This window comes from Herbaspirillum rhizosphaerae, assembly GCF_046025915.1.
In the GTDB taxonomy this organism is placed as follows: Bacteria; Pseudomonadota; Gammaproteobacteria; order Burkholderiales; family Burkholderiaceae_D; genus Herbaspirillum; species Herbaspirillum rhizosphaerae_A.
The window spans coordinates 55223-78049 of the sequence record NZ_JAQQFR010000017.1; the positions used below are offsets into that span (position 1 = coordinate 55223).

Genomic DNA, 22827 nt, shown 5'->3' on the forward strand with positions numbered 1-22827 from the left:
TCTTCCATGCCAACCGGCATACCAACCAAGACAACAAGGAAAACATCATGACTACCCAAATCAACTGGTTCGAAATCCCGGTCACCGATCTGCCGCGCGCCGCCAAATTCTACGAAACCGTGCTGGCGGCAAAGCTCAACATCACTTGCGTCGGCCCCGCTGCGAGTGAACCCTCGATGGCGATCTTCAACAATGCCGCCGGTCAATCTGCCGGTTGCCTGCTCATCTCCGACGCCGCCAAACCTACCAGCGACGGCGTGCTGGTCTATCTGTACGCCGGTCCCTCGATTCAGAATGCCATCGACCGCATCGTGCCGGCCGGGGGCAAGATCGTGCTGGACAAACTGGAATTGCCGAACCAGCTCGGGTACATCGCCCGCTTCATCGACACCGAAGGCAACCGCGTCGCCTTGCATGCGATGCAGTAAATGAAATAAGCAGCGCGCCCTGCCGGCCTTCTCTCGTCAATGTGCAAAAGCAATGCAGACAAGAAATGGCGGCAGCGCATCCGAGTCATGCCAGAATGGCAGCCTTCCCCTTTCTGGCAGAAACCATGCGCCGAGCCGACCGCCTGTTTCAGATCACCCAATACCTGCGCGGACGCCGTCTCACCACGGCGCGCCAGCTGGCCGAATGGCTGTCGGTGTCAGAACGCACTGTCTATCGCGACGTACGCGATCTGTCCCTGTCGGGCGTGCCGGTCGAGGGTGAGGCGGGTGTCGGCTATCGCATCAACAAATCGGCTTTCGATCTGCCTCCGCTCATGTTCTCTCCTGACGAAATCGACGCGCTGGTGATTGGCATGCGTATGGTGCAGGCCTGGGGTGGCCCGCAACTGGCTGCGTCGGCTGCAGCATCGCTGGCCAAGATCGTGCTGGCGCTACCCAAGGACAAACGCGACTTTGTCGAGAACACGGCTCTGTTTGCGCCCAGCTTCCATATCGAAGCCGCACATGGCGAACGATTGGAAGAAATTCGCCAAGCCATCGGCCGACGTTGCAAGCTGCAGCTCGACTACGTCGATGCGCGCAGCCAGGCGACCCAGCGCGTGATCTGGCCGCTGGCCTTGTACTTCTGGGGCGGCGGCTGGTCGATTGCGGCGTGGTGTGAAACCCGCAGCGACTTTCGCTCGTTCCGCCTCGATCGCGTCAGCAAGATGGCTGAAGCCGACAACTATCCCGACCAGACCGGCCGCCGTCTTGCTGATTTCGTGCGGGCAGTGAAAAAAACGCAGTATTAGAAATCCGCATATCCAGATGCCAATATCTTCGTTCGCGCGGGTGAACGAAAGGTTTAGTCTGTGGACACGTCTCCTCCGAGGCGTGCCCACGACAACCGAGGTCTCCATGCATCGCGCGACGAACAAGAACAGCTACGCCCCCGCAGCATCCACCGTCCCTGCTGCCATCGATGTCTCCGGCTTCAGCCTGGCTGATCGATGTGTCCTGTGCGTGGGCGGCCTGACCGGCGCACGCAACCACTACCGCCATGCTATCGAAGAACGCCAGGGCCGCTTCATCCATCATGACGGCGGCCGCGAAGACAGCCTGCACCGCTTGCAACCGATGCTTAACGGCGCCGACATGGTGGTCTGCGCCTCCGGCAACATCAGCCACAACGCCTACCATCTGGTCAAACAGCTCTGCAAGAAAATGGGCAAACCTTGCGTCATGGTCAAAGGCACCGGCATCGCCTCCTTCATCGACGGCCTCGGCAGCCTCAGCGGAAAGTTAACATCCTCGCAACGTGGAGAAACCGTTCTCAAATCGGGACGGCACGCTTAAATCATTCATCTGCCGTAAGGCTGCGGTGCGGGCCATCTGGCCAGGCGCCACGACGCAGACAGTACGAAGGTACGGCAAGGAGCTGCAACAACGCCAGACAGCCATTAGCAAAAAAAGGAAAAGCCCCCTACAATCTGCGCATCGCACCATTCACTATCTGACGGCGTCTGCAAGAAGACGCCGCGCGCAACAGGGAGTTTGTTTGAAAATTATCCATCGCATCGCGTTCGCCTGCGCGCTGCTGGCGCCGAGTGTTACCGGCTTCACCGGTATCGCCAATGCAGCACCGGCGGCGACCTTCGGCATCGAAGTCGGCAACGCCCTGCTGTGCCTGAACCAGCTCAACAGCAAATACTTCTACGACTACCTCTTCGAAGCCTTCGGCAAGCCGTACAAGAACGAAGGCGGCGCCTACTGGTTCAAGGCTGCCGGCAGCAATATCTGGGGCATGGAAATCACCGACGTGCTGGTCAACGACAGCAGCAGTCCGGCCGACTTCATCGGCGCTGTGGTCAACAGCACGCCGCAGGCACTGTCCGACGCCATCGGTAAAAGCGTCGGCATCCGTTATTCGCTGGAAGACAACAGCAAGTATTCGCAGCGCCAGTCGCAGGCCGGCAGCATCATTGCCTATGCCGACACCAAGGCAAAAATCTACTGCGCCAAATCCAAATACCTGGTGCCGGGCAAACAATAACTCGTCCGCGCACACGATAAAACGGCCTCCGAAGGAAATCCCTCCGGAGGCCGTTTTGTTTCTGAGCGAACTTGATCAATCAGCAGCAGGGAAATCCACCACCGTGTCATTGACGCGATTGAACAGATTGGTCAGGTTGATCGCAGCCATCGCCAGCAAGGTGTCGACGATTTGCGCATCGGTATAACCGGCAGCTTTGACGGCATCAACAACTTCCACCGGAACGGTGCCCTTGGTGGTCGCAAGATAGTGGGCGAAAGTCGACAAGGCATCCAGTTGGGCGTCGCCCGAGCTTTCGGCGTGGCGCAGGCCGACGACAGCTTCGCTGCTCAGACCAAGACGTTTCGCAGCGAAGCTGTGCGCGGCGAGGCAATAATCGCAACCTGCTACTTCACTGACGGCCAGCTTGATGGCTTCGACTTGCTTACCCTTGAGCGAGCTCTTGCGCAAAGCGGCATCCATGCTGAGTACAGTTTCCAGCACGAGCGGGCTGTTGCTGCCGATGGTTGCGTAAGCATTCGGCACTTTGCCGATGGCGGCCTTGATGACACCAAACAATTGTGCGGCCTGGCCGGTTGCGGAGGCGATATCCTGAGTGTAAAGACGAGACATGATGAATCCTTTCAGTAGTGTTAGTCGTGTTCAGCGAATATTCAATAAGAGAAGCGTGGCAACCGGCCTGGCGCTGCGTTTGCGTTTTTGCGTTCAAGCGCGGTATGGAATGAAGTATAGGGAGGCAAGATGAAACTTTTAATGGCAAAATATGCCAATAAATTGATTAATCGTACCAATCCAATGTATACCGATTAAGATGAACTCTTCAGATGCCCTCAGCCGCCTGCTGGCGCTGTACCCGGTTCGTACCGTGGTGGATATTCACTGCCATTTCGGCGCGCCATGGCGCCTGGAGGAGCAGCCAGCCGCAGCCGGTGTCGCCCGCTACCACATGATCCTGAGCGGAACCGCCCTGCTCGATGCAGCAGGACAGCAAGGCACGGCGTTGCAGCCCGGCGATATCGTGTTCTTTCCGCATGGATCCGCGCATACCCTGCATACCGACGGACGTGGCAAACAGGCTTTGCCGCGAGATGCGCCGCGCCACGACGAAGATTTTTTGAGCCGCAAGGAAACCGCCAACGTCGACAGTGGTACGAAGCTGCATACCGACATTTTGTGCGGCCAGTTCCACTTCGCTGCCGAAACGGCCTCGGCCTTGTTGCGCTCGCTGCCGCCGGTGATGCTGGTGCGCACGGCAGGACGCGCCGACTTCGCCGGACTAGGCACCTTGATGAGCATGCTCAGCGTCGAAACAGAAACGCCGCGCCCCGGCGCCCACGCGGTAACAACGCAATTGTCTTCCGCTTTGTTTGCCCTGCTTATGCGCGCCTGGCTGGATCAGGAAGAGGCACGCAAAGTCCCGGGCTTATTCGCGCTGCTGGCGTCGCCGCGTTTGCAGCGCGCGCTGCAATGCATGCTGAGCGAACCCGGACGCGCGTGGTCGCTGGATGAGTTGGCCGACGCCTGCCACTTGTCGCGCACTACTTTTGCAAGGTTGTTTCGCGCTACTGCAGGCGCCACACCGGGCGAAGTTCTCACGCGCACGCGCATGGCGCAGGCCGGTTATCTGCTGGCCGACCGGCAGCATAGCGTGGCCGACGTCGCTGAAGCAGTCGGTTACCAATCCGAGGCATCATTCAACCGCGTTTTCAAACGCCACTTCCACATCGGCCCGGGCCAATACCGCCGCGAAGCGCGCGAGGCCGCGGATGCTACGGCATAACACCAAAATATTTTTAGAGTATTGAAATAGATGAACAGGGATATCAACATGGCCATGGCTACCGCGATCAAAATCACAAGTACCTCGTTGCTCGCAGCCGCACTGTTGCTGCCATTGGCGAGCCATGCAAAGAAATCCGCAGAAGACATCCCGCCGCCGCAAATCATCACACTCGCACCGGGCGCCCAGCAATACGCTTTTGCCATCTATGCCAACAGCTCATTGAGCGAAACCAATCCGGCCAACAGCTCCATCACGCGCGCCATCATTCTGGAACATGGCGTCAAGCGCGACGGCGACCGTTACTTTGAAACCGGCCTGGAGTTTCTGCGCAAGGCAAAACTCGATCCGGCGCAAAACCTGCTGCTGACACCCAATTTTCTGACCGAAGGCGATAGCTTGTCGGACAGCAAGATGGCCTTGTGGCGCGGCGACAACTGGATGCAAGGTCAGGATTCGACGCATGGCAAAACCGGCATCAGCTCATTCCGTGTGTTTGACGACATCGCGGCGTACCTGACCTCCGGACGCTTCCCGGCATTGAAGGAAATCGTCTTTATCGGCCATTCCGCCGGTGCGCAGTTGATGCAACGCTACGCCGTGCTGAACAACACCGACGAAAAACTCAGGCAAGCTGGCGTCAAAGTGCGCTACGTCATTTCCAGCCCTTCGTCTTACTTGTATCTAGACAACAACCGTCCGACCGGCAATACAGATAACGGTTTTGCCCCGGCCGGCGGCATCACCTGCCCCGGCTACGACAACTACCGCTACGGCCTCGGCGAGATGCTGACTTACGGACAAGGACTGAACGGTGAAGCACTGTTCAAACGCTATGCAGCGCGCGACGTCACCTACATGGTCGGCAGCAAGGACAACAATCCCAATCACCGTTTCCTCGACAAGGCCTGCGGTGCCCGTCTGCAGGGCTCCAACCGCGTTGAACGCCACGACAACTACGTGCGCTACGAACAATTCCTCGCCAAGAAATGGCAAACACCGGTGCACCATCCCGACTTTGAAGTCCCGGGCGCTGGTCACGAAGCCGGCGGTTTGTTCGGCTCGGATATCGCTGCGGAAAAAATCTTCGCGACAAAGTAGTCGCGTAATCACCAGCAACAGACGGATCAACGACGGCGCCGCGATAACAAACGAAAAAAGCTCACCCCACTGACGGCGGCAGATCGGAACTGCTGCGTACACGATCGCGACCTTCGCTCTTGGCGAGGTACAGCGCCTTGTCGGCGGCGCGCATCAACTTGTCTGCGGCGTCGACATCGCGGATTGGCACTAAGGCGCTGACACCGGCGCTGATGGTGACGATGCCGGCTTCATTGCCTTCATGCAGCAAACCCAGCTGACGCACTGAGATCCGGATACGCTCGGCCACCGCCATGGCGCCGGCTTCGTCTGCACCAGGCAACAAGATCGCCACTTCTTCCCCGCCGTAGCGCGCCATCAGATCACCAGGACGCGTCTGCTGGCCCTTGATCACTCTGCCGACTTTGCGCAGGCACTGATCGCCTGCAAGATGGCCGTAAATGTCGTTGTATTGCTTGAAGTGATCGACGTCGACCATGACCAATCCGAGTGAATCGCCGTTGCGCATGGCACGGCTGAATTCTTCCTCCAGGCTGAGATCGAACTGGCGGCGATTTGCCAGGCCTGTGAGATCGTCTTCCAATGCCAGCCTTTCAAGCGCCTTGTTCATGCTTTCCAGATTTACGCGAGCGTGATCAAGTTCGATTTCGGCGTCCTTGCGTTCGCGCATGAGCGAGTTGAAAGCACTGCCGAGGTCGCCGATTTCGTCTTCGCGATAAGACAACGGTACTTCGTCGTAGGTCTTGGCGGCGCGGATTTTCTGGATATGTCCGTGCAGGCGGTGCAGCGGATCGATCAGTACCGACATGATCAGCCAGGCCAGCCAGCCAGCGACCAGAGCAAGCGACAACGACACCAGCAAGGCCTTCTTCTGCATGTCGCGAATCGGCATGAAGGCTTCGTCGCGCAAATAGATGGAGCCGATGATCCAGTCGGTAGTCTGCATCCGCTTGAAGGAAAACAGCGCCGGCTGATTGTTGCGGCTAACAGCTTCCATGCTGCCTTCAAACCCGCTCAGCGCGCGATCAGTGCCGCCGCTATTGCCGCCAAAACTGTTGGCATGCTGCAGAATGCGGCCCTTGTCGACGTGATCGACAATGATGCCCTTGGATGTCAGCACAAAAATGAAACCGTTCTTGCCGACCTTGGTATTGGTGAACTGACCGAGAAAATTAGCCTGCTGCAAATCGATGCTGGCGACAAACACCATCACTACTTCGCCTCGGTCGTCGAAGACCGGTTCCGTCATCAGTACGATCGCGCGCTGAGAAATCTGGCTGCGCAACGGCTCGGAGATAACACCCTTTTTTTGCGACAAGGTGCGCCGCATATATTCCCGATCAGCAACGTTGAATTTTCCGACGGCGCTCTTGTCGATGAAATTGGCAATCAGCTCGCCGTTGGCAGCGAATACCGAAAAGTTGAAGAACATGTCGGTCAGGCTCGTATGGCTGGCCAGATACGTCTGCAACAACTGATGATCTTGATATGCGGGTGCCGGCAAGCCCTGAGACAAGGCGCGCAAGGCGATGCGGCGGGTGTGAAAGCTCTCGTCGAGAGCCGTGGCAATCATCCGGACGGTTGTGTATTGCTGATCGCCGATCAATGCTTTGATGTCGCGCTTCATGATGTAAAGCGAGACCGATACGATCACGGCGGTCGTCACCAGCACGGCGGCGACCACGACCATGATGACCTTGGTCTTCAGCGTCCACTTTACTTGCGACAGGTTGCTCAAAATGTTTTTCTTTTCGGAAATAATCATGATGCAGGTGAGAAATTTCTCTCTCACAAGCACGCCATCTTACCCGACTTTGATATGGCTTATATAGCGCGGCGGCATGCAACGCGTGCTCAAAAACCACGGCAAAGCAGGGGCCATTAGCTGCGATTTCCCCTTCAGAGCACCAGCAGCGCCTGCAGCACCGGCAAACGTTCCACAAAAAAACGTTGTGCCTGCACGCTCAGTTCATCCAGATTGTCTTGCTCATTTTCCAGTCGCACGCCGTCGCGCACGAGTTTTTTTCCCTGCGCTGAGATATGGCGCCAGGCAAAGGCAATGATGGCATCCGGCGTCTGCTGTTCTTCCAGCACGGCGAGCATGAACAGTTGCTGGATACGGTCAGCCGGTACGCCACCGCCAGTGAGAGGACTGGCAAGATGTTCGATGTCGCCGTCGGCGCTTTCCTCAGCGGCGCGCCCGATGAGATGACGGTTGAGTGCAGCGCTGCCGTCACGGCCATGCGCGATGTCGGCATCAAGTTGCACCGGCGCGGCATTGCCGGCGCCGATCAGCATCATCACTGCATCAAGCACCTGTTGCAGCCCGAGGTTGCGCGAACCAACCACACCGGTGATTTCCCCCAGCGTGTGCGGCTGCAGGTCGGATAGTTCTTCGATGATCGGCCCATAGATATGCGGATTCAATGTGATCTCGGTGGCGACCGTTTTCAGCATCATGGGGATCTTGTCGGGATGATTCAGTAACACCACACGCTGCTGTGCCAGCGTTGCCTGATGCGTGGCCGGATCCAGTTTCTGTACGCCACGCACCCAGTAATCGCGCCGGAATTGTTGATTGACCATGAAGTCGCGCACGCTCTGGCGCAAATGACGGTCTTCAATGCCGGCGCTGAATGCGCGCTGTTCCGGTGTCAGGTTGGCCATGTCCAGATAATCGCGGAAGTCGGCCGAGCAGGCGAATTCCAATCCGGCTCCGGACCAGATATCGGCCATGTCGGCAAACGACTCGGCATGCCAGTTGCGATTGAAGTATTCGTGCGCGAGATAGTGGCGGCTCTGCTTTTTTACCAGCTCAAGCCGTTCTTGCATGAAGGGATTGGCTTGCGCATAAACAGGATTGGTCGCGAACAAGCCATCGGCAAATGCCAGCGCGGCGTCGATGCGTTCCGCGCTGCCCTTGCCTTCGTTGGAGGGCATGTCGAAATGGCGCAACAGCAAATCGCGTAGCGGCATGTATGCCGCCCAACCGGGTTGCGTGTTGTAACTGACGTAGAGAACACCGCCGATTTTGAGATGCCGTTCGACGAAGCCGCGGATGATGTTGCGGTTCTCGGCGGAGACCCAGCTCCAGATGCCATGCATGGCGATGAAGTCGAATTGCGGCAGATCATCGCGTGCACAGAACTCGGCGAAACTGGCCTGCTGGAGCTGTGCATTGCTGCCAGCAGCGGTAGCCAATGTCTGCGCATTGGTCGCCTGCTGCGCATTGAAGTCGTTGCCGTACCACGCTACCGGCGAGGCCGCAGCGTGGATGTTGACACTCAATCCCTGGCCAAAACCGAGTTCGCAGGCGGTACGCACCAGTGGGCTGTCGAGTCCGACGGCGGCAAATCCCAGTTGCAACCGGGCGGGATTGAGTTGCGGGTAGTAGCCATGGGTGTAGCCGATGTCGGTTACGTAGCCGTCAGTCCAGTTGGAGTTCATTGCGCCGTCTATCCCTTGTTCTATGCTGTCTGTGTTTGCGGGGAGTTCGTTCAAAATACCAACACGCAGTGTCGCAGAATCGGGCCGGGGCGTTTTGAAGAATACGCCGGAGATTCCTGCCTATTCTCTTGTCTGACGCCTGACTCCACCTTACTGATAGCGGCCGATCTCCAGCACCACCTCGTCGTCGGCAATCAACGTCGCACCCGATGGCGCACCGGAAGTACTGCCGGTGGCACGATCTGCCGGCATTATGAAACGAGCCGCCATATTCACTCTCGACCGGGCAATCGGCTATAGTCTGTTTTTGTCTTAGCCTGCCCTTATCCCATGAGCGATACCCCTTCCGCCTCCGACCTCACCGCCCTGCGCGACATCGTGCGCCAGTTCGCCGAAGAGCGCGACTGGCAGCAGTTCCATACGCCTAAAAACCTAGCCATGGCCTTGTCGGTCGAAGTGGCCGAACTGGTTGAGCATTTTCAATGGCTTAACACCGGTGAAGACCACGAACTCGACGACAAGCAACGCACCGGTATCCGTCATGAACTGGCCGACTCGCTGGTGTATCTGATCCGCCTGGCTGATCGCGTCAACGTCGATCTGTACGACGCCGTGATCGAGAAGATGCAACTCAACCGCGAAAAATATCCGGTCGAAAAAGTCAAAGGCAAGTCACGCAAGTACACCGAGTATTGAATATTGAATATGGAATATTGACGCTCCCGATTGAACGCCCACGATGAGCACTACTCCAAACGGTTACCACTCCAATCCGCCATCGTTGCCGGAAAGTGCAAAGTGCACTTTCCGTGATCCACACCATTTTCAGGAAATAGAATGAAGTCGTCCCTCAAGATATCCGCCGCCTGCGGCATGCTGTTAAGCGTCTGCGCACTGTCGGCGCAGGCCGACATCAACAGCGCGCTGAAGGCCTATGGCGAGCAAAAATACGATGCTGCCTATCGCGAATTTTCGCAGTTGTCCGCACAAGGCGACAACCGCGCCAAATCGTTTCTCGTGCTGATGACGCTGCGCGCCCAGGGCACTGCCCGCGATGTCCCGCAGGCAGCCAAACTGGCGCGTGAATGCGCTGAAGGCGGCGAGCCGACCTGCGCCGCGATATACGGCAACCTCAACCTGCCGGGCAATGGTCTCCCGGTCAACTTCGCCGAAGCACGCACGTGGACGCGCAAGGCCATCGCCGGTGGCGATCAGCGCGCCGGTTACGGCTTGTGGCAAGCCTATACGCTTGATCCTGCCAACCAGTTCATGGTCAACGGCAAGGCCGACGACCGCAAGTACAACGCCATCGCCCGCCGCAGTATCGGTGAACGCGGTGACCAGATTGAGGCCATCGACGGTCTCGCCGGTTCGGCTGCCGCAGGCTATCTGCCGGCGCGACTGATGCTGGCTACGTTGCTGCTGGAACAAAGTGGCGCGGGCACCACCAAGCAAATTCGCACGCTGCTCGACGGCATCCCCAACCTGCCGGCGGACTATCAAAAATATCTCGCGCTGGCGCAACAGGTGGATACGCTGGGCCCCACACGCGCAGCACCCAAGGTCGTAGCCGATGCGATCCCGACCGTCATGACGGGAGCGGCCTTGGCGTCGGAACGCTCCGGCACGCCGAACTCAACGCAGTGCAAGGACTTTCGTCTGATGGCAATCAAAGACGTCAGCAAGGTAGCCGACGCCGTCTGGCTGCCGCTCACGCAACCCTTGGTGACCGGAACCTATCCGATCAAAGGGACGTGGACCGAAGACTGGCACGTCTTCTTCTGCGGCGCCGAACGCACAATACAGATGCAGTTCACGGTCGACGGCATGGGTGGCGCCTATTACAAGGTACGTTCCTGAACTGCTCAGGCGACTCACACTGCGGGAACATTACAGTTATCATACGGGCGACCTTGGGCGGCTTTCTGAGCCGCCCGCCTGAACTTATCGAACCCCGTCTGACCACCTTTGCATTTCCATGAAACCTCAACGCAGCGCCGACACTGCCGAAAGCCTTGACCAGACCGTCTATGACGCGCTCTTCAACGGCGTCATGCATGGCCGCCTGAAGCCGGGCACGCGCTTGCAGGAAGCTGCTCTGTGCGAACAGTTCAGTGTCAGCCGTACTGTCGTGCGTCAAGCATTGCGCCGCTTGTCGGAAGTGCAGATCGTCGACATCGTCGCCAACAAGGGCGCGGCCGTCGCCACGCCGAGCCCCAAGGAAACCCGCGACGTCTTCGCTGCGCGTCGGGCTATCGAAGGCGCCATCGTGCGTGAAGTGGCGCGCCGCATCGAACACGGCGATATCGAAAAACTCAAGCAGCGGCTGCGCGCCGAACACGATGCCTTGCACGACCAGGATCATCCGCGCTGGGTCGCGCTGGCCGGCGGCTTCCATCTGGCGCTAGCGGAGTTGTCCGGCAATCAGGTTTTGCAACGCATGCTGACCGAACTGATGACGCGCTGCTCGCTCATCGTCGCCTTGTACGAAGCCCCCGGCGAAGCCAGTTGTGAACACGACGAACACGCCCGCCTCGTCGAACTGCTGTCCTTGCGCGACAGCAACGGTGCCGCTGAGGAAATGGACAAGCATTTGCTGGCACTGGAAGCGCGTCTGCAAATCCCGGCTTGAGTTTCCCCCCGCGCAATACTCCTCTTTTTCTCCCTTCCTCTTGGTCGCTTTCCTATGCACCAAAATTTTGCCGTTTGCCCGCGCGTGGTGCGAACTCGTCTTTGATTGCGCCAAAACAAACAAATGTATACAATTTAAATAAATGTATTATTTATATATAAATCAAATACTTATTTAATATTTAAGGCTGGCATTTAACTTGCATGTATACAATTTAAGGGCAACAACGATGCATCCTGCCCTGAACTTTGTCCATCCATGTAAGGAGCCTTGTTGCCATGAAACGCCGTGACTTTCTTTTTGCCTCGGGCGCTGCCGCCCTCTCTTCTCTTTCAGCGCTATCGACGCCTGTGATGGCTGCCACCAGCCCTGCGCCGCGCCTGAAGATCGGCTTCATCTATCCCGGCCCGGTAGCCGATATCGGCTGGTCGTTCCAGCACGACCTCGGCCGCCGCATGCTGGAGCGCGAATTCGGCGCCCGCATCGAAACCGTCTTCGTGGAACGCGTGCCGGAATCGCCCGAAGCCGAACGCGTCATGCGCCAGCTGATCGACGATGGCTGCAAGATGATCTTCGCCACCTCGTTCGGCTTCATGAATCCCGTCATCAAGGTGGCAGCGGAATATCCCGACGTCATCTTCGAGCACTGCTCCGGCTACAAGACGGCGCGCAACGTCGGCATCTATCAGACCCGTTTCTATGAAGGCGCGTATCTGCTCGGCACCATTGCCGGTCGCATGACCAAGACCAACACGCTGGGCTATGTCGCGCCGATTCCGATCCCTGAAGTGATCCGCAATCTGGACGCCTTCGTACTCGGTGCGCGTAGCGTCAATCCCAAAATCACCGCCAAGGTGGTATGGATCAATGCCTGGTACGACCCGGGCCTGGAACGCGATGCGGCGCAGACGCTGATCGCGCAGGGTGTCGACACGCTGTACCAGAACACCGACTCGCCGGCCGCAGTGCAAGTGGCGCAAAGCCGCAACCTGTACGCCTTTGGACAGGATTCCGACATGACGCGCTTCGGCCCCAATGCGCACCTCACCGGCAACGTGTTGAACTGGGGCGTGTACTACGTCCACAAGGTACGCCAGGTGCTGGAAGGAAAATGGAAATCGGAAGACACCAAATGGGGCATGAAAGAAGGCATCGTGCAGCTGGCGCCATTGAATCCCGCCTTACCCAAAGACGTCGTCGCACTGGTCGAACAGCGCCGCAAGGCCATCATCGCCGGCACGCTGCAACCCTTCGCCGGCCCGATCAACAATCAGGCCGGCCAGGTACAGGTGGCCGCCGGCAAGTCCGTGCCCGAATCCGAACTGTGGACCATGAAGTGGTACGTCGAAGGCATACAGGGCAAGCAACCTTAAGAAGGCATCACCATGACTGAAATCGATTTCTCCGAACTGGGTGTGTATCAGCGCTACAAACTGATGGCGAGCCTGATCGTGCCGCGGCCGATTGCACTGATCACCACGCTGGGCGAAGACGGCACCATCAATGCCGCACCGTTCAGCATGTTCAACATGCTCGGTGAAGATCCGCCGATCGTGATGGTCAGCATCAATCGCCTGCACGACGGCAATCTGAAAGATACCGCCGCCAACATTCTCAGGACCGGAGAATTCGTCGTGCATCTGACCGACGAAGCCATGTGCGAACAGATGCATGCCTGCGGCGACAGACTGCCTTCCGACGTGAGCGAACTGGCGCACGCCGGCTTGCATGCGGTGCCGTCACAAAGCGTCAAGCCGCCGCGTATCGCCGAGGCGCCGGTGGCCTTTGAATGTGTCCTGCATGAAAAACTGGAGACCGCCAGTCGCTACATTTTTATCGGGCGGGTACAATGGCTCGCAGCGCGCGACGGCCTGGTGGATACCGAACTGTGGCGCGTGCGGTTGCAGGACTACCACCCGGTGGGCCGTTTCGGCGCCAGTTTTTACGTCAAGACCAGCGAGCGGTTTTCGCTGGAGAAGGCGCAGGCCAGTTCCACTCCGATCGACGAAATGTGAGAATAAAAAAATGACATTCAACGAGAGTGACCATAAGGCCATGCGCCTGGCTATCGAAGCATCCGCTGAAGCTCTTGCTGACGGCGATATGCCTTTTGGTGCAACACTGGTGTCGCCCCAGGGAGAGATTTTGCTGGTCGCCGCCAACAATCAAAACAGCTCGGCCGATTGCACTGGCCATGCCGAAATGGTGCTGGTGCGTAACGCGCAAAAGCAACTTGGTTTGCGAGCGCTGCGCGGTGCAACCGTGTATGCCAGCGGCGAGCCTTGCGCCATGTGCAGCGGCGCCATGTTCTGGGCTGAGATCAAACGCGTGGTGTATGCCGCCTCGACCGAACAGATCGGAACGGCTCTGGGCGGCCCCCAATTGCCAGCACGCAGTGCAGACGTGCTGGCCAACACCAGCCCGGCAATGACCGTCGAAGGACCGCTGATGGCCGACGAAGCCTGTGCGGTACTGGCGCGGTTTGTACCAGACTGACGCTCGCAATAAACCCCTTGATTATTTCGTCACCAAATAGCTCGCCGAGATGGCGGGCTATTTCCGTTTGCCAATATTTCCCTCAAGACATACCAGGACCACAAGTGTAAATTTGGCGTGCCTCGCTTCAGAAAACGGCGCAGCTGTCGTTACCGGGATTACCTCCGACGCAGAATGTTGTCTAAATTCTTGCCGAGAAGAAGTTTTATTAGCCTGTTGCCATGAATCGAGTCCAAGCCATGAAGATGCCTGAAATGTCGCCGCGTGATTTTTATCAAGTGAACGCATTGCATGCATTCAGCTTGTTTGCATCGTCCGCGGAAATGCGTTTTGAGCGTCTGACACGTCTGGCCAAGCGCTTGTTTAATGTCCCTGTTGCCTTCGTCAGTCTGGCGGACGCCCATCGCCCATGGCTGTCGTCGAAACACGACAATGCCGCCGACGGACGCCACGCTTTTTTCAGCGAAGCAGCGGCAGCGGACAAGCTGCTCGTGGTGCCGGACACCGTGCTCGATGAACGTTTTCAGGATCATCCGCTGATTGGCGACGCCAGCGTGCGCTTCTACGCCGGTTGTCCGATTCGCGTCGGTAACGGCGATCAATTGGGCACGCTATGTCTGCTCGACAATCAACCGCGCGCCTTCAATGACGATGACCAGGCGCTGCTGCGCGATCTGGCAAAAATGGCCGAGCAGGAATTGTTCGCCATGGAACTGGCGACCATCGATGAACTGACCCGCGTGCCGAATCGCCGCGGTTTCGAAGCGATGGCCGAACAGGCGCTGAGCCTGTGCAAGCGACTCGACAAACCGGTGTCACTGTTCTACTTCGATCTCGACCTGTTCAAGCAAATCAATGACCGCTTCGGCCATGCCGAAGGCGATCGCGCCCTGCAGGATTTCAGCACCATCCTCACCCGCAGCTTCCGTCAATCCGACATCATCGGCCGCCTTGGCGGCGACGAGTTTGCCGTGTTGCTGCCCAATACCAATCAACAGCAAGCCGAAGTCGCCCTGCGCTGCCTGGACAAAGCGATCAGACAGCACAATCGCGCCAGCAAGCGTGACTACAAATTGCACTACAGCGTCGGTTTTTCCGACAGCCATACAGAAGCAACACCCACCATCGGCGACCTGATGCAGCGTGCGGATGCGCGCATGTTCGAAAATAAAAAAGCCCATGCGCAGCAAAGCGCCGGCGCGTTGACGATGCTGCTCAATCTGCTGCTGCCGACGCAGCGAAAATACCGGCATTGAGGTTGTCGTTGCAGTTGCAATGCCTGCAACGGATACACCGGATTTGATCTTCAAACGCGTCATCGAGTTCTAGTATGATGTGCGCTCCATCTCGTCTGGGGAGTCAAACATGAATTTGCGCATCATTGATTTGCCACCGGCCAAAGTTGCCTTTCTTCGTTACACCGGCCCTTACGGCCCCGCGCTGGGCGACTTCTGGCGCGATACCTTCATTCCCTGGCTGCAAGCCAATCACCTCGATGGCCCGACCTGCTATGGCGTCGGACTGGACGATCCCGCCACCACGCCGCCGGAACAATGCCGCTATGACGCCTGCGTGGAGGTACCGGAAAGTTTTGTCGTCAACGGCCCGGCGCAATTGACCACGCTGCCGGGCGGCCGCTACGCCGTCGCAGATTTTCGCGGCCATGCGCGCGATATTGGCGAGGCATGGATGAACATGTGCGGAAAGTGGATTCCCGCTCAACAATTGCAGTTCGATGCACGCCCCAGCTTTGAACGTTATGTCCCGGGATCCCGCACTGATCCTGAGACCGGTTTATTTTCCTGCGAACTCTGCGTCGCCGTGCGCTAAACTCACTTCGAGTTCTCAGAGCTATTCCATTCCTGCGGTTGCAATCGGAGGGCACAATGATCGGCCAGCGACAATGAGTACGGCAGATACCGGCACCGGGCCTGGTACTGTTACTGCTACTCCGGTGGTCTCTTCACGTGAAGAGGTGGCAAGAAAGCCGGCGTCGGTCGCCAACCTGGCGATTGGCTTCATTCTTCTGGTCTGCGGACTGTTCATCGTCGTTGACCTGATTCAACTTGGCCTGGCGCGCAAGCAACAGATCGACGACACCAACGTCGCCGTCACCAACATCGCACACGCCTTGCAACGCCACGCAGACGATGCGCTCAAATCCGCCGATGTGTCGCTGATCGGTATGATCAAACTTGTCGAAACCGAAGGAACGGGGCCGCGCGGTCAAGGACATCTGGCAGCGCTGATGGGGCAGAATGCCAATGCCCTGCCGCAGATCAACGCCTACTTCGCCTACGACGAACGCGGCCGCTCGCTTGTCGATTCAACACCTTTCTATGTTCAACAAGATGTCTCCGACCGCGACTACTTCCTCTTCCATCGCGACAATCCCGGCCGCGACGCACACGTTGGACCGCTGATCAAGAGTCGCACCACCGGCTCCTGGATCATTACCGTGTCGCGCCGCGTCAATCATCCGGATGGCAGCTTTGCAGGCGTCATCGTGGCGGCGCTCGACCTCGAATACTTCAAGACCTTCTACGATAGCTTCGATATCGGCAAGGAGGGGCTGATCTTCCTCGGCACGAACAAAGGCACGGTGCTGGTACGGCGCCCACTCTATGAACAATACGTCGGCAAGACCATGATCGATACGCAGATCTTTCGCGATCACATCGCCAAAAATGCCTCCGGGCTGGTCACGTTCAGATCGACGGTGGACAATAAAATCCGCCTCACTGCCTACGATCATCTGCAGCACTATCCTTTGTATGTCTTCGTGGCGCTGTCAAAACAGGAAGCCTTATCGGGATGGGTGGAAGACACCATCATGCACGCCTGCGGCATCGGCGTACTGGTGCTGACGCTGGCCTTGCTGGGATGGCGTCTGGTGCGGCAAATCCGATTGCGTGCGCGCACGGAAGTGTCATTGCGCGAGGCGCGCGATTCGCTCAATGAACTCAACGCCACCTTGCAACGGCTGGCGTTGGAAGACGGACTGACCGGGCTGGCCAACCGCCGGCATTTCGATCTCGCGCTGCAGGAAGAGCTCAGTCGCGCAACCCGCAACGCCAGTTCGCTGGCGCTGATCATGATCGATGTCGACCGCTTCAAACAATACAACGATATCTACGGCCACGCCGCCGGCGACGAATGCCTGCGTCAGATCGGGCGCGCCGTGAAAAATGTATCGCGTCGCAGCGGCGATCTGGCGGCACGTTACGGCGGTGAAGAACTGGCCGTTTTATTACCGAATACCGATCTCGCCGCAGCACTGGAAATTGCCGAAAGCCTGCGCCACACCATCGACGCACTCAAGATCGCCCATGCGGGCAATCCGGTCGGCAATGTCACGGTCAGCGCCGGCATCGATGCACTCATGCCGGCACGGGCGGACGACCTTCCTGAAACCCTGATCCGCCAGGCGGATCAGGCGCTCTATCAGGCCAAAAGACAGGGCCGCAATCAGGTTTGTGCTGCCACCGACGTGCTCTGAATCGGCTCGCAACACGCAACAAAAAAAGCCGCCTCGTTCTCTGCAAGGCGGCTTTCCTTTTTTACGTCATCACAACACGCTTCAGCGCGGCAGCAGTTTGACGTTGCGTTTGACGTTGCGTTTTCCCTCATTATGCGTAATGGCCAAACGCGAACGACCCGGAATCATTGGCAGCTCAACGGCATTGAGTACCGTGCCGTCAACACTTTTGACCACCATCGACGTGCCGTGACCATGCGAAAGCTTGAACAGGCTGACTGCACGGGTCAGGCTTTCCGCCTGTTCCTGCAGGGAACGCGCGGCGGCGGCCGCTTGTTCGACCAGTGCGGCATTGTGCTGGGTGACTTCGTCCATCTGGCTGATCGCACCGCTGACCTGGACGATGCCATGACGTTGCTCCTGACTGGCGATGCTGATTTCTTCAACAATGCCGGTCACGCGCTGGACGCTGGAGACCACTTCATCCATGGTGCTGCCGGCCAGCTCGACCAGCTCGGTGCCGCTTGCCACCTTGTTGACGGAATCGGCGATGAGCTCTTTGATCTCTTTAGCGGCGGTTGCCGAACGCTGCGCGAGGCTGCGCACTTCCGACGCCACCACGGCAAAACCGCGGCCCTGCTCACCGGCGCGAGCTGCTTCGACTGCTGCGTTCAGCGCGAGGATGTTGGTCTGGAAAGCGATGCCGTCAATCACCGCGATAATGTCGACGATCTTGCGCGAGGACTCGTTGATGGAACTCATGGTTTCCACCACCTGACCAACCACGCTGCCGCCCTTCACCGCTACTGTCGATGCCGTTGCACCGAGCGTATTGGCCTGCTGCGCGTTGTCGGCATTGCGCTGAACCGTCGCGGTCAGCTCTTCCATGGCCGATGCGGTTTCTTCCAGCGAACCGGCTTGTTCTTCGGTGCGTGCCGACAGATCGGCGTTGCCGGACGCGATCTGGGTCGATGCCGAAGCAATCGTATGTGCCCCTTCGCGGATCTGGCCGACGATGTGTGCCAGATTGTCGCGCATTTCCTTCATCGACATCAGCAGACTGCCTTTGTCGCCATCCTTGATGCTGATCTCAATGGCGAGATCACCCTTAGCGATGTGGTCGGCAATTTCCGCCGCGTAGTCCGGCTCACCGCCAAGCTGTTTGAGCAAGCCGCGCGTGATCACCACAGCCACAGCGATGCCGATCAGCACGGTGACGATAGTCATGCCGATGATCCACGCGATCGAACGGTCAAACAGGCTGTTGGAGGCATCGCCCGCTTCGGCCACGCGCTGTTCGGTCTGCTTGATGACGACGTTGATGTCGCGCACGATCTGGCGGCGCAAGGGGCTGCATTCCTTGACGAGGAAGTCGCCGTATTCCTGCATTTGTCCCGCTTCGCGATATTTGCGCGGGCGTTTCAGTTCTTCTGCCATGGCCAGCAGGCCGGCGCTGACCTTGTCGAAGTCTGCATCGCCCTTGAATGCCGGCGCCATGGCTTTAAGCGTGGCGAGGTAAGCGTCCTTTTGCTCGTCGACAATCGCCAGTTCCTTCATCGCCTCGGCATTGTCGGTAAAGATGAAGGCGTTGCGTGCCGCAAGGCCGGTCTGATCGAGCGCTTCGCGTGCGACATACAAAGGTTGCAGTTTCTCCGCCTGTATCTTGTCGCCATATTTAACGGTACTCAGAATACCTTCCAGACGCAGCAGCGAAAACGCTGCCATGGCCGACAGCATCAACACCAGCAGCCCGAAACCCAGGCCGAGGCGTACCCCGATTTTCAATTTATGTAGCGCGCGCATGTTTCCCTATCCGGATATCCGAAGATTCTTTATGTAAAAGCTATCCCGACGGATGAGCACTTACCATGCCATCGGGACAAATATATTTACTACAGGAAACAATGTCCTGTATTTTTGAGTATGCTGGAGGTCTCGTCAGGTGATGCCAGACGTTATGTATTGGCTTGCTGGGCGGAAAGTCTTTGCCAGCTTGGCTTACGACCGTGCGAAGATATCACATACAGGTGCGTACGCTTATTTTTTTTCACAACTTTTTCGCAGCATCTTTACAACATAATTGACATAAATCAGAAATAACTTCATGTTAAAAATACATACAAATGAGGGGAAAATCATGAGTAAACACGTCATCCGCGTAGCCCTGTCGCTGCTGTTTCCTTTTTTTCTCCTGACGGCCTGTGACCGTTCCGTCGATGACAAACTGGCCGCGCAAGCGGCTGCCGAACACTCTCTGGGTATTTCGCCGAGCCTGTTCGCCACCAAATTCAACCGCGCTATTGCCGATGTCCTGGAAGACCGCAAGGATGAAGGCGCCGGTCACATGGCGCCGCTCTACACCATCGACGTCACGCAGTTGCACAGCGGCGGTGAAAAGCACACCTTCCAGACCCAGGTCGGTCCGGCTCAGACCTCCATGATGGGTAGCCTTGCCAAGGACGGCGATCTGAAAACGATCGGCGTCCTGCTCAGCAATCGCAGTGAAGGTGCGCGTATGGAATTCTTCCTCTGCGCGGAAGCCACCAGCCGGCTGGTCACGGATGGCGACAAGCAAAAACTGCCGGATCTGATCAAGCGCCTGGTCAACAACGCCCTGAACAACCCCGGACAGCGCATGACCGAAGTGATCGGCGACAAGCTGATGTCAGCGGAGATCATCCAGCAGGGATTGATGTTTCAGGTCGAACACACGTAAAAATAACGCGTAGGCAGATCAAGCACTGCCGCAATAAAAAAACGGGGCGACCATGTCGCCCCGTTTTTTTATTGCCGTCGTAACACACGCAGAATCAGCGCCGGTATCAAACGTCCAGTTTGATCAGACGCGTCGCCTTGGCGGTGCCGCCTGCCATCAAATCGCGAATCCTGCCGTCAGCAATGGACAGCTTGACCTTGATCACACTCGGCGATGGCGGCTGCATCAGATAGCCTTGCTCGATGATGATTTCAGCGTCCCTGACGCCTGCGTAGTCGCGCAGATAGCACGCAAGCGGCCCGGCTGCGGTGCCGGTAGCCGATTCCTCCGGAATACCGAAACGCGGTGCAAACATGCGCACGCCGGCATGCCGTCCGCTGATCGTCGTCATGTTGGAAAAGACGTAGTAGCCAATCACATCCAGCTCATTGCTGATGGCTTCGATGAGTTTAAAGTCAGGGCGCAGTGTGGATACCGCCTGTTCGTCCGGGAACGGCAACACCAGAAAGGTGTTGCTGGTATTGACCAGCGCCGGTACGAGCGTGCTGTGAAACTGTGCCGGCGTCACACCCAGCGACGCCGCGATACGCTCAGAGAAAGGTGAGTCTGCAGGGATATCCCGATATTCCGGCGCGCGTTGCTCCATGTAGACCATGTCGCCGTCGATCAGGATGTTGCGGTTGCCGTCGATGGTTTCTTTCGACAGCATACCTTCGCCAACCAGGCCCAGCTTGCGCAGCAGGGAAAACGTGGCAATAGTGGCATGGCCGCAATGTGCGATCTGGCGTGTCGGGGTGAAAAATTCGAGTTTGATGGTGGCGCTTTGCGAAGCCGACACAAACGCCGTCTCGGAAAGGCCCAGTTTGCGGGCGATATAAAGCTTCTGGTCGGCAGTCAGATTATTCGCGTCGAGCACTACGCCAGCGGGATTGCCGCCAAGGGCACCATCAATGAAAGCATTAACGATATGAGCTTCGACCTGCAAAATTAAATCCCCCCGAAGTGTGTATCCGACTATTTGTTCTTCAGGGGGATTCTAGCGCAACACGCCATATCTTCGCTGGCGTGTTGCAACTTTACTAAAACCTACATCAATTACTTGCTTTGGAACGGCTCAAACGGCTCAGTCAGAATACCGGTCAGAGTACGTACGCCGTCGATGTAATTTCCGAGACGCATATTCTCGTTGGCGCTGTGCTGATTGTTGTCGGCGTTCACCAGCGGCACGATCACGAAAGGAATCTTCAATGCCCCGACCATGGCGCCGGTCGGTACGGTGCCGCCCATCATGCGGATTTGCACTGGATCCTTGCCGTAGGTCTTGTTGAAGGAGCTGCGCAGCCATTTGCCGATCGGCGAAGTCAGATCAGTACGCACCGCCATGCTGGAAGCAGACACCTGAGCGTAGTCCAGCGAAGCGAGCTTGGCATAACGCGCGCGATCGTCATCGGTCGGCTCGCCCTTGACCAGATGAAAGCCCTGCTTTTCGATATGCGACTTGAGCAAACCCAGCAAGACTTGTGGATCGGTCTCGGGTACGGTGCGCAAATCGAGTTCGGCAATCGCCACACCCGGCACGATGGTGCGTGCTTTGGCGCCGACATCGGCAGACTGCATGCCGCGCACGTTCAGCGTCGGATACTGCATGGCTTCCTGATAGTTCTGTCCGACCTTCTCCGCCTGGGCGATACCGAGACGCTTGCGCAGCGCAACTTCGTCGTCCGGTACAGCGCGCATGATGCGGCGCGATTCGTCATCCAGCTTAACGGCATCATAGTAGCCGGCGACCGTTACGCGGCCGTCGTCGTCCTTCATCGAGGCCAGCAGGCGCGCCATGGTCTGCGCAGGGTTGGCGGCGTAGTTACCATAGTGTCCGCTGTGGCTATCCTGACGCGGGCCAAAGACCTTCAATGTCGCCTGCGCAACGCCACGGTTACCGAACACCAGCGTGGGGAGATTGCTGGCATGCATCGGGCCGTCAAGCACAACCAGCAGGTCGGACTTCAGCAGCGCCTGATGCTCGCTGATGACCTTGCCCAGCGATGGAGAACCTTTTTCTTCTTCCGAATCGAGGATGATCTTGACGTTCACTGCCGGCGCAGCGCCATTGGTCTTGAGCGCATCAAAGGCAGCCAGCATCATCATGATCGGCGCTTTGTCGTCTGCGGACGCACGGCCGAACAGACGCCATTCCGGATTTGGATTGGCGGTGTAAAGCTGATCAATCGGCAGCGTCTCCCACTGACCGGCGGCGTTGCGTTGCTTGAGCGTCGGCTTCCATGGGCTTTCCTGCTGCCATTCGGACGGCGTCACTGCCTGGCCGTCGAGATGCGCGTAAAACAGGACGGTCGGCCTGCCTGCCTTATTGCCCGGCAATTCGGCGAACAGCATAGGACGGCCATCATTGGCCAGTTGCTGCGTACGGAAACCGCGACGCTGGAACGCTTGTTCAAACCACGCCGTGTTGCGTTGGATATCGGCGGCCACGACAGAGTCGTTCGGGATTGCCAGCACTTCCGTCCACTCTTTGAAAGTGGCTTTGGCTGCGGTGGCAGCTTGCGCAGTGGTCGGCGCGTCGGCGGCAAAAAGAGATGACGACGCCAGCATTGCGACGGCAACGCTGGAAGCGATACAGGTGGCGCGAAGCGAGCGGCGGGAGATGATATTCATGCGATTTCCTCATGGCAATGGAACGG

The 22827-nt window shown here is 57.9% G+C and carries 22 protein-coding genes; 16 read left to right on the forward strand and 6 right to left on the reverse strand.

Going from position 1 to position 22827, the window contains the following annotated elements:
* The first annotated feature begins 47 nt into the window (after window positions 1-47).
* The 4 genes from PQR63_RS21545 to PQR63_RS21560 all read left to right on the forward strand — a co-directional run bounded on the left by PQR63_RS21545 (window position 48) and on the right by PQR63_RS21560 (window position 2481).
* The gene (locus PQR63_RS21545; RefSeq protein ID WP_094566481.1) at window positions 48-428 is read left to right on the forward strand and encodes a VOC family protein; all 381 of its coding nucleotides are present in this window, start codon (window positions 48-50) and stop codon (window positions 426-428) included.
* Between the two features lie 125 nt (window positions 429-553).
* Window positions 554-1240, forward strand: a complete 687-nt coding sequence (locus PQR63_RS21550; protein ID WP_408170074.1) for a helix-turn-helix transcriptional regulator — start codon at window positions 554-556, stop codon at window positions 1238-1240.
* Between the two features lie 106 nt (window positions 1241-1346).
* Window positions 1347-1784 (forward strand): DUF2325 domain-containing protein, encoded by a 438-nt coding sequence (locus tag PQR63_RS21555; RefSeq protein ID WP_408170010.1) that lies wholly within the window; start codon window positions 1347-1349, stop codon window positions 1782-1784.
* Window positions 1785-1986: 202 nt separating this feature from the next.
* The gene (locus PQR63_RS21560) at window positions 1987-2481 is read left to right on the forward strand and encodes a hypothetical protein (protein WP_408170012.1); all 495 of its coding nucleotides are present in this window, start codon (window positions 1987-1989) and stop codon (window positions 2479-2481) included.
* 75 nt (window positions 2482-2556) lie between these two features.
* Here the strand turns inward: PQR63_RS21560 and PQR63_RS21565 are convergent, their stop codons facing one another.
* Window positions 2557-3093, reverse strand: a complete 537-nt coding sequence (locus tag PQR63_RS21565; protein WP_408170013.1) for a carboxymuconolactone decarboxylase family protein — start codon at window positions 3091-3093, stop codon at window positions 2557-2559.
* Window positions 3094-3292: 199 nt separating this feature from the next.
* Between PQR63_RS21565 and PQR63_RS21570 the strand changes: the two genes are divergently transcribed.
* Window positions 3293-4261, forward strand: coding sequence for an AraC family transcriptional regulator (locus PQR63_RS21570; RefSeq protein ID WP_408170015.1), 969 nt, complete (start codon window positions 3293-3295; stop codon window positions 4259-4261).
* A gap of 48 nt (window positions 4262-4309) precedes the next feature.
* Window positions 4310-5362: an alpha/beta fold hydrolase gene (locus PQR63_RS21575; protein ID WP_408170017.1), complete on the forward strand. Its 1053-nt coding sequence runs from the start codon at window positions 4310-4312 to the stop codon at window positions 5360-5362.
* Between the two features lie 61 nt (window positions 5363-5423).
* Here PQR63_RS21575 and PQR63_RS21580 read toward each other — a convergent pair whose 3' ends face one another.
* Window positions 5424-7127, reverse strand: coding sequence for a sensor domain-containing diguanylate cyclase (locus tag PQR63_RS21580; protein WP_408170019.1), 1704 nt, complete (start codon window positions 7125-7127; stop codon window positions 5424-5426).
* Window positions 7128-7261: 134 nt separating this feature from the next.
* Window positions 7262-8809, reverse strand: coding sequence for a methyltransferase regulatory domain-containing protein (locus PQR63_RS21585; RefSeq protein WP_408170020.1), 1548 nt, complete (start codon window positions 8807-8809; stop codon window positions 7262-7264).
* A gap of 330 nt (window positions 8810-9139) precedes the next feature.
* On the opposite strand from PQR63_RS21585, the gene PQR63_RS21590 reads away from it, so the two are divergent.
* The 9 genes from PQR63_RS21590 (at window position 9140) to PQR63_RS21630 (ending at window position 17436) form a co-directional block, all read left to right on the forward strand.
* A complete protein-coding gene (locus PQR63_RS21590; protein WP_408170022.1) occupies window positions 9140-9505 on the forward strand; it encodes a nucleotide pyrophosphohydrolase in 366 nt (121 codons plus the stop codon).
* Window positions 9506-9646: 141 nt separating this feature from the next.
* Window positions 9647-10669, forward strand: coding sequence for a tetratricopeptide repeat protein (locus PQR63_RS21595; protein ID WP_408170024.1), 1023 nt, complete (start codon window positions 9647-9649; stop codon window positions 10667-10669).
* A 118-nt stretch (window positions 10670-10787) separates the two neighbouring features.
* A complete protein-coding gene (locus PQR63_RS21600; protein WP_408170026.1) occupies window positions 10788-11441 on the forward strand; it encodes a GntR family transcriptional regulator in 654 nt (217 codons plus the stop codon).
* 278 nt (window positions 11442-11719) lie between these two features.
* Window positions 11720-12814: a BMP family ABC transporter substrate-binding protein gene (locus PQR63_RS21605; RefSeq protein WP_408170028.1), complete on the forward strand. Its 1095-nt coding sequence runs from the start codon at window positions 11720-11722 to the stop codon at window positions 12812-12814.
* A gap of 12 nt (window positions 12815-12826) precedes the next feature.
* Window positions 12827-13456, forward strand: a complete 630-nt coding sequence (locus PQR63_RS21610; RefSeq protein WP_408170029.1) for a flavin reductase family protein — start codon at window positions 12827-12829, stop codon at window positions 13454-13456.
* Between the two features lie 10 nt (window positions 13457-13466).
* Complete coding sequence (locus PQR63_RS21615) at window positions 13467-13937, forward strand: nucleoside deaminase (protein WP_408170030.1); 471 nt, start codon at window positions 13467-13469, stop codon at window positions 13935-13937.
* A gap of 239 nt (window positions 13938-14176) precedes the next feature.
* Entirely contained in the window at window positions 14177-15193 is a 1017-nt protein-coding gene (locus PQR63_RS21620) for a sensor domain-containing diguanylate cyclase (protein ID WP_408170032.1), read from the forward strand.
* Between the two features lie 109 nt (window positions 15194-15302).
* Window positions 15303-15767, forward strand: a complete 465-nt coding sequence (locus PQR63_RS21625) for an AraC family transcriptional regulator (protein ID WP_408170034.1) — start codon at window positions 15303-15305, stop codon at window positions 15765-15767.
* A 73-nt stretch (window positions 15768-15840) separates the two neighbouring features.
* Window positions 15841-17436, forward strand: coding sequence for a sensor domain-containing diguanylate cyclase (locus PQR63_RS21630; protein ID WP_408170036.1), 1596 nt, complete (start codon window positions 15841-15843; stop codon window positions 17434-17436).
* A gap of 81 nt (window positions 17437-17517) precedes the next feature.
* Here the strand turns inward: PQR63_RS21630 and PQR63_RS21635 are convergent, their stop codons facing one another.
* Window positions 17518-19218 carry a methyl-accepting chemotaxis protein gene (locus PQR63_RS21635; RefSeq protein WP_408170038.1) on the reverse strand — a complete coding sequence of 567 codons (1701 nt, stop codon included), beginning with the start codon at window positions 19216-19218 and terminating at the stop codon, window positions 17518-17520.
* Between the two features lie 334 nt (window positions 19219-19552).
* Here PQR63_RS21635 and PQR63_RS21640 point away from each other — a divergent pair, with 334 nt between their 5' ends.
* On the forward strand, window positions 19553-20131 hold the full coding sequence (locus PQR63_RS21640) for an aldehyde dehydrogenase (RefSeq protein ID WP_408170039.1): 579 nt from the start codon (window positions 19553-19555) through the stop codon (window positions 20129-20131).
* Window positions 20132-20237: 106 nt separating this feature from the next.
* Here PQR63_RS21640 and PQR63_RS21645 read toward each other — a convergent pair whose 3' ends face one another.
* Window positions 20238-21116, reverse strand: a complete 879-nt coding sequence (locus PQR63_RS21645) for a PhzF family phenazine biosynthesis protein (protein ID WP_408170041.1) — start codon at window positions 21114-21116, stop codon at window positions 20238-20240.
* Between the two features lie 110 nt (window positions 21117-21226).
* Entirely contained in the window at window positions 21227-22801 is a 1575-nt protein-coding gene (locus tag PQR63_RS21650; protein WP_408170043.1) for a M20/M25/M40 family metallo-hydrolase, read from the reverse strand.
* Between the last annotated feature and the right edge of the window lie 26 nt (window positions 22802-22827).

Excerpts from the sequence above, each read along its gene's own strand:
- PQR63_RS21580 (WP_408170019.1), bottom strand. The coding sequence starts at position 7,127 with ATGATTATTTCCGAAAAGAAAAACATTTTGAGCAACCTGTCGCAAGTA.
- PQR63_RS21585 (WP_408170020.1), bottom strand. The coding sequence starts at position 8,809 with ATGAACTCCAACTGGACTGACGGCTACGTAACCGACATCGGCTACACC.
- PQR63_RS21575 (WP_408170017.1), top strand. The coding sequence starts at position 4,310 with ATGGCCATGGCTACCGCGATCAAAATCACAAGTACCTCGTTGCTCGCA.
- PQR63_RS21635 (WP_408170038.1), bottom strand. The coding sequence starts at position 19,218 with ATGCGCGCGCTACATAAATTGAAAATCGGGGTACGCCTCGGCCTGGGT.
- PQR63_RS21600 (WP_408170026.1), top strand. The coding sequence starts at position 10,788 with ATGAAACCTCAACGCAGCGCCGACACTGCCGAAAGCCTTGACCAGACC.
- PQR63_RS21610 (WP_408170029.1), top strand. The coding sequence starts at position 12,827 with ATGACTGAAATCGATTTCTCCGAACTGGGTGTGTATCAGCGCTACAAA.
- PQR63_RS21590 (WP_408170022.1), top strand. The coding sequence starts at position 9,140 with ATGAGCGATACCCCTTCCGCCTCCGACCTCACCGCCCTGCGCGACATC.
- PQR63_RS21625 (WP_408170034.1), top strand. The coding sequence starts at position 15,303 with ATGAATTTGCGCATCATTGATTTGCCACCGGCCAAAGTTGCCTTTCTT.
- PQR63_RS21595 (WP_408170024.1), top strand. The coding sequence starts at position 9,647 with ATGAAGTCGTCCCTCAAGATATCCGCCGCCTGCGGCATGCTGTTAAGC.
- PQR63_RS21545 (WP_094566481.1), top strand. The coding sequence starts at position 48 with ATGACTACCCAAATCAACTGGTTCGAAATCCCGGTCACCGATCTGCCG.
- PQR63_RS21570 (WP_408170015.1), top strand. The coding sequence starts at position 3,293 with ATGAACTCTTCAGATGCCCTCAGCCGCCTGCTGGCGCTGTACCCGGTT.
- PQR63_RS21615 (WP_408170030.1), top strand. The coding sequence starts at position 13,467 with ATGACATTCAACGAGAGTGACCATAAGGCCATGCGCCTGGCTATCGAA.
- PQR63_RS21620 (WP_408170032.1), top strand. The coding sequence starts at position 14,177 with ATGAAGATGCCTGAAATGTCGCCGCGTGATTTTTATCAAGTGAACGCA.
- PQR63_RS21605 (WP_408170028.1), top strand. The coding sequence starts at position 11,720 with ATGAAACGCCGTGACTTTCTTTTTGCCTCGGGCGCTGCCGCCCTCTCT.
- PQR63_RS21555 (WP_408170010.1), top strand. The coding sequence starts at position 1,347 with ATGCATCGCGCGACGAACAAGAACAGCTACGCCCCCGCAGCATCCACC.
- PQR63_RS21565 (WP_408170013.1), bottom strand. The coding sequence starts at position 3,093 with ATGTCTCGTCTTTACACTCAGGATATCGCCTCCGCAACCGGCCAGGCC.
- PQR63_RS21640 (WP_408170039.1), top strand. The coding sequence starts at position 19,553 with ATGAGTAAACACGTCATCCGCGTAGCCCTGTCGCTGCTGTTTCCTTTT.
- PQR63_RS21650 (WP_408170043.1), bottom strand. The coding sequence starts at position 22,801 with ATGAATATCATCTCCCGCCGCTCGCTTCGCGCCACCTGTATCGCTTCC.
- PQR63_RS21550 (WP_408170074.1), top strand. The coding sequence starts at position 554 with ATGCGCCGAGCCGACCGCCTGTTTCAGATCACCCAATACCTGCGCGGA.
- PQR63_RS21630 (WP_408170036.1), top strand. The coding sequence starts at position 15,841 with ATGAGTACGGCAGATACCGGCACCGGGCCTGGTACTGTTACTGCTACT.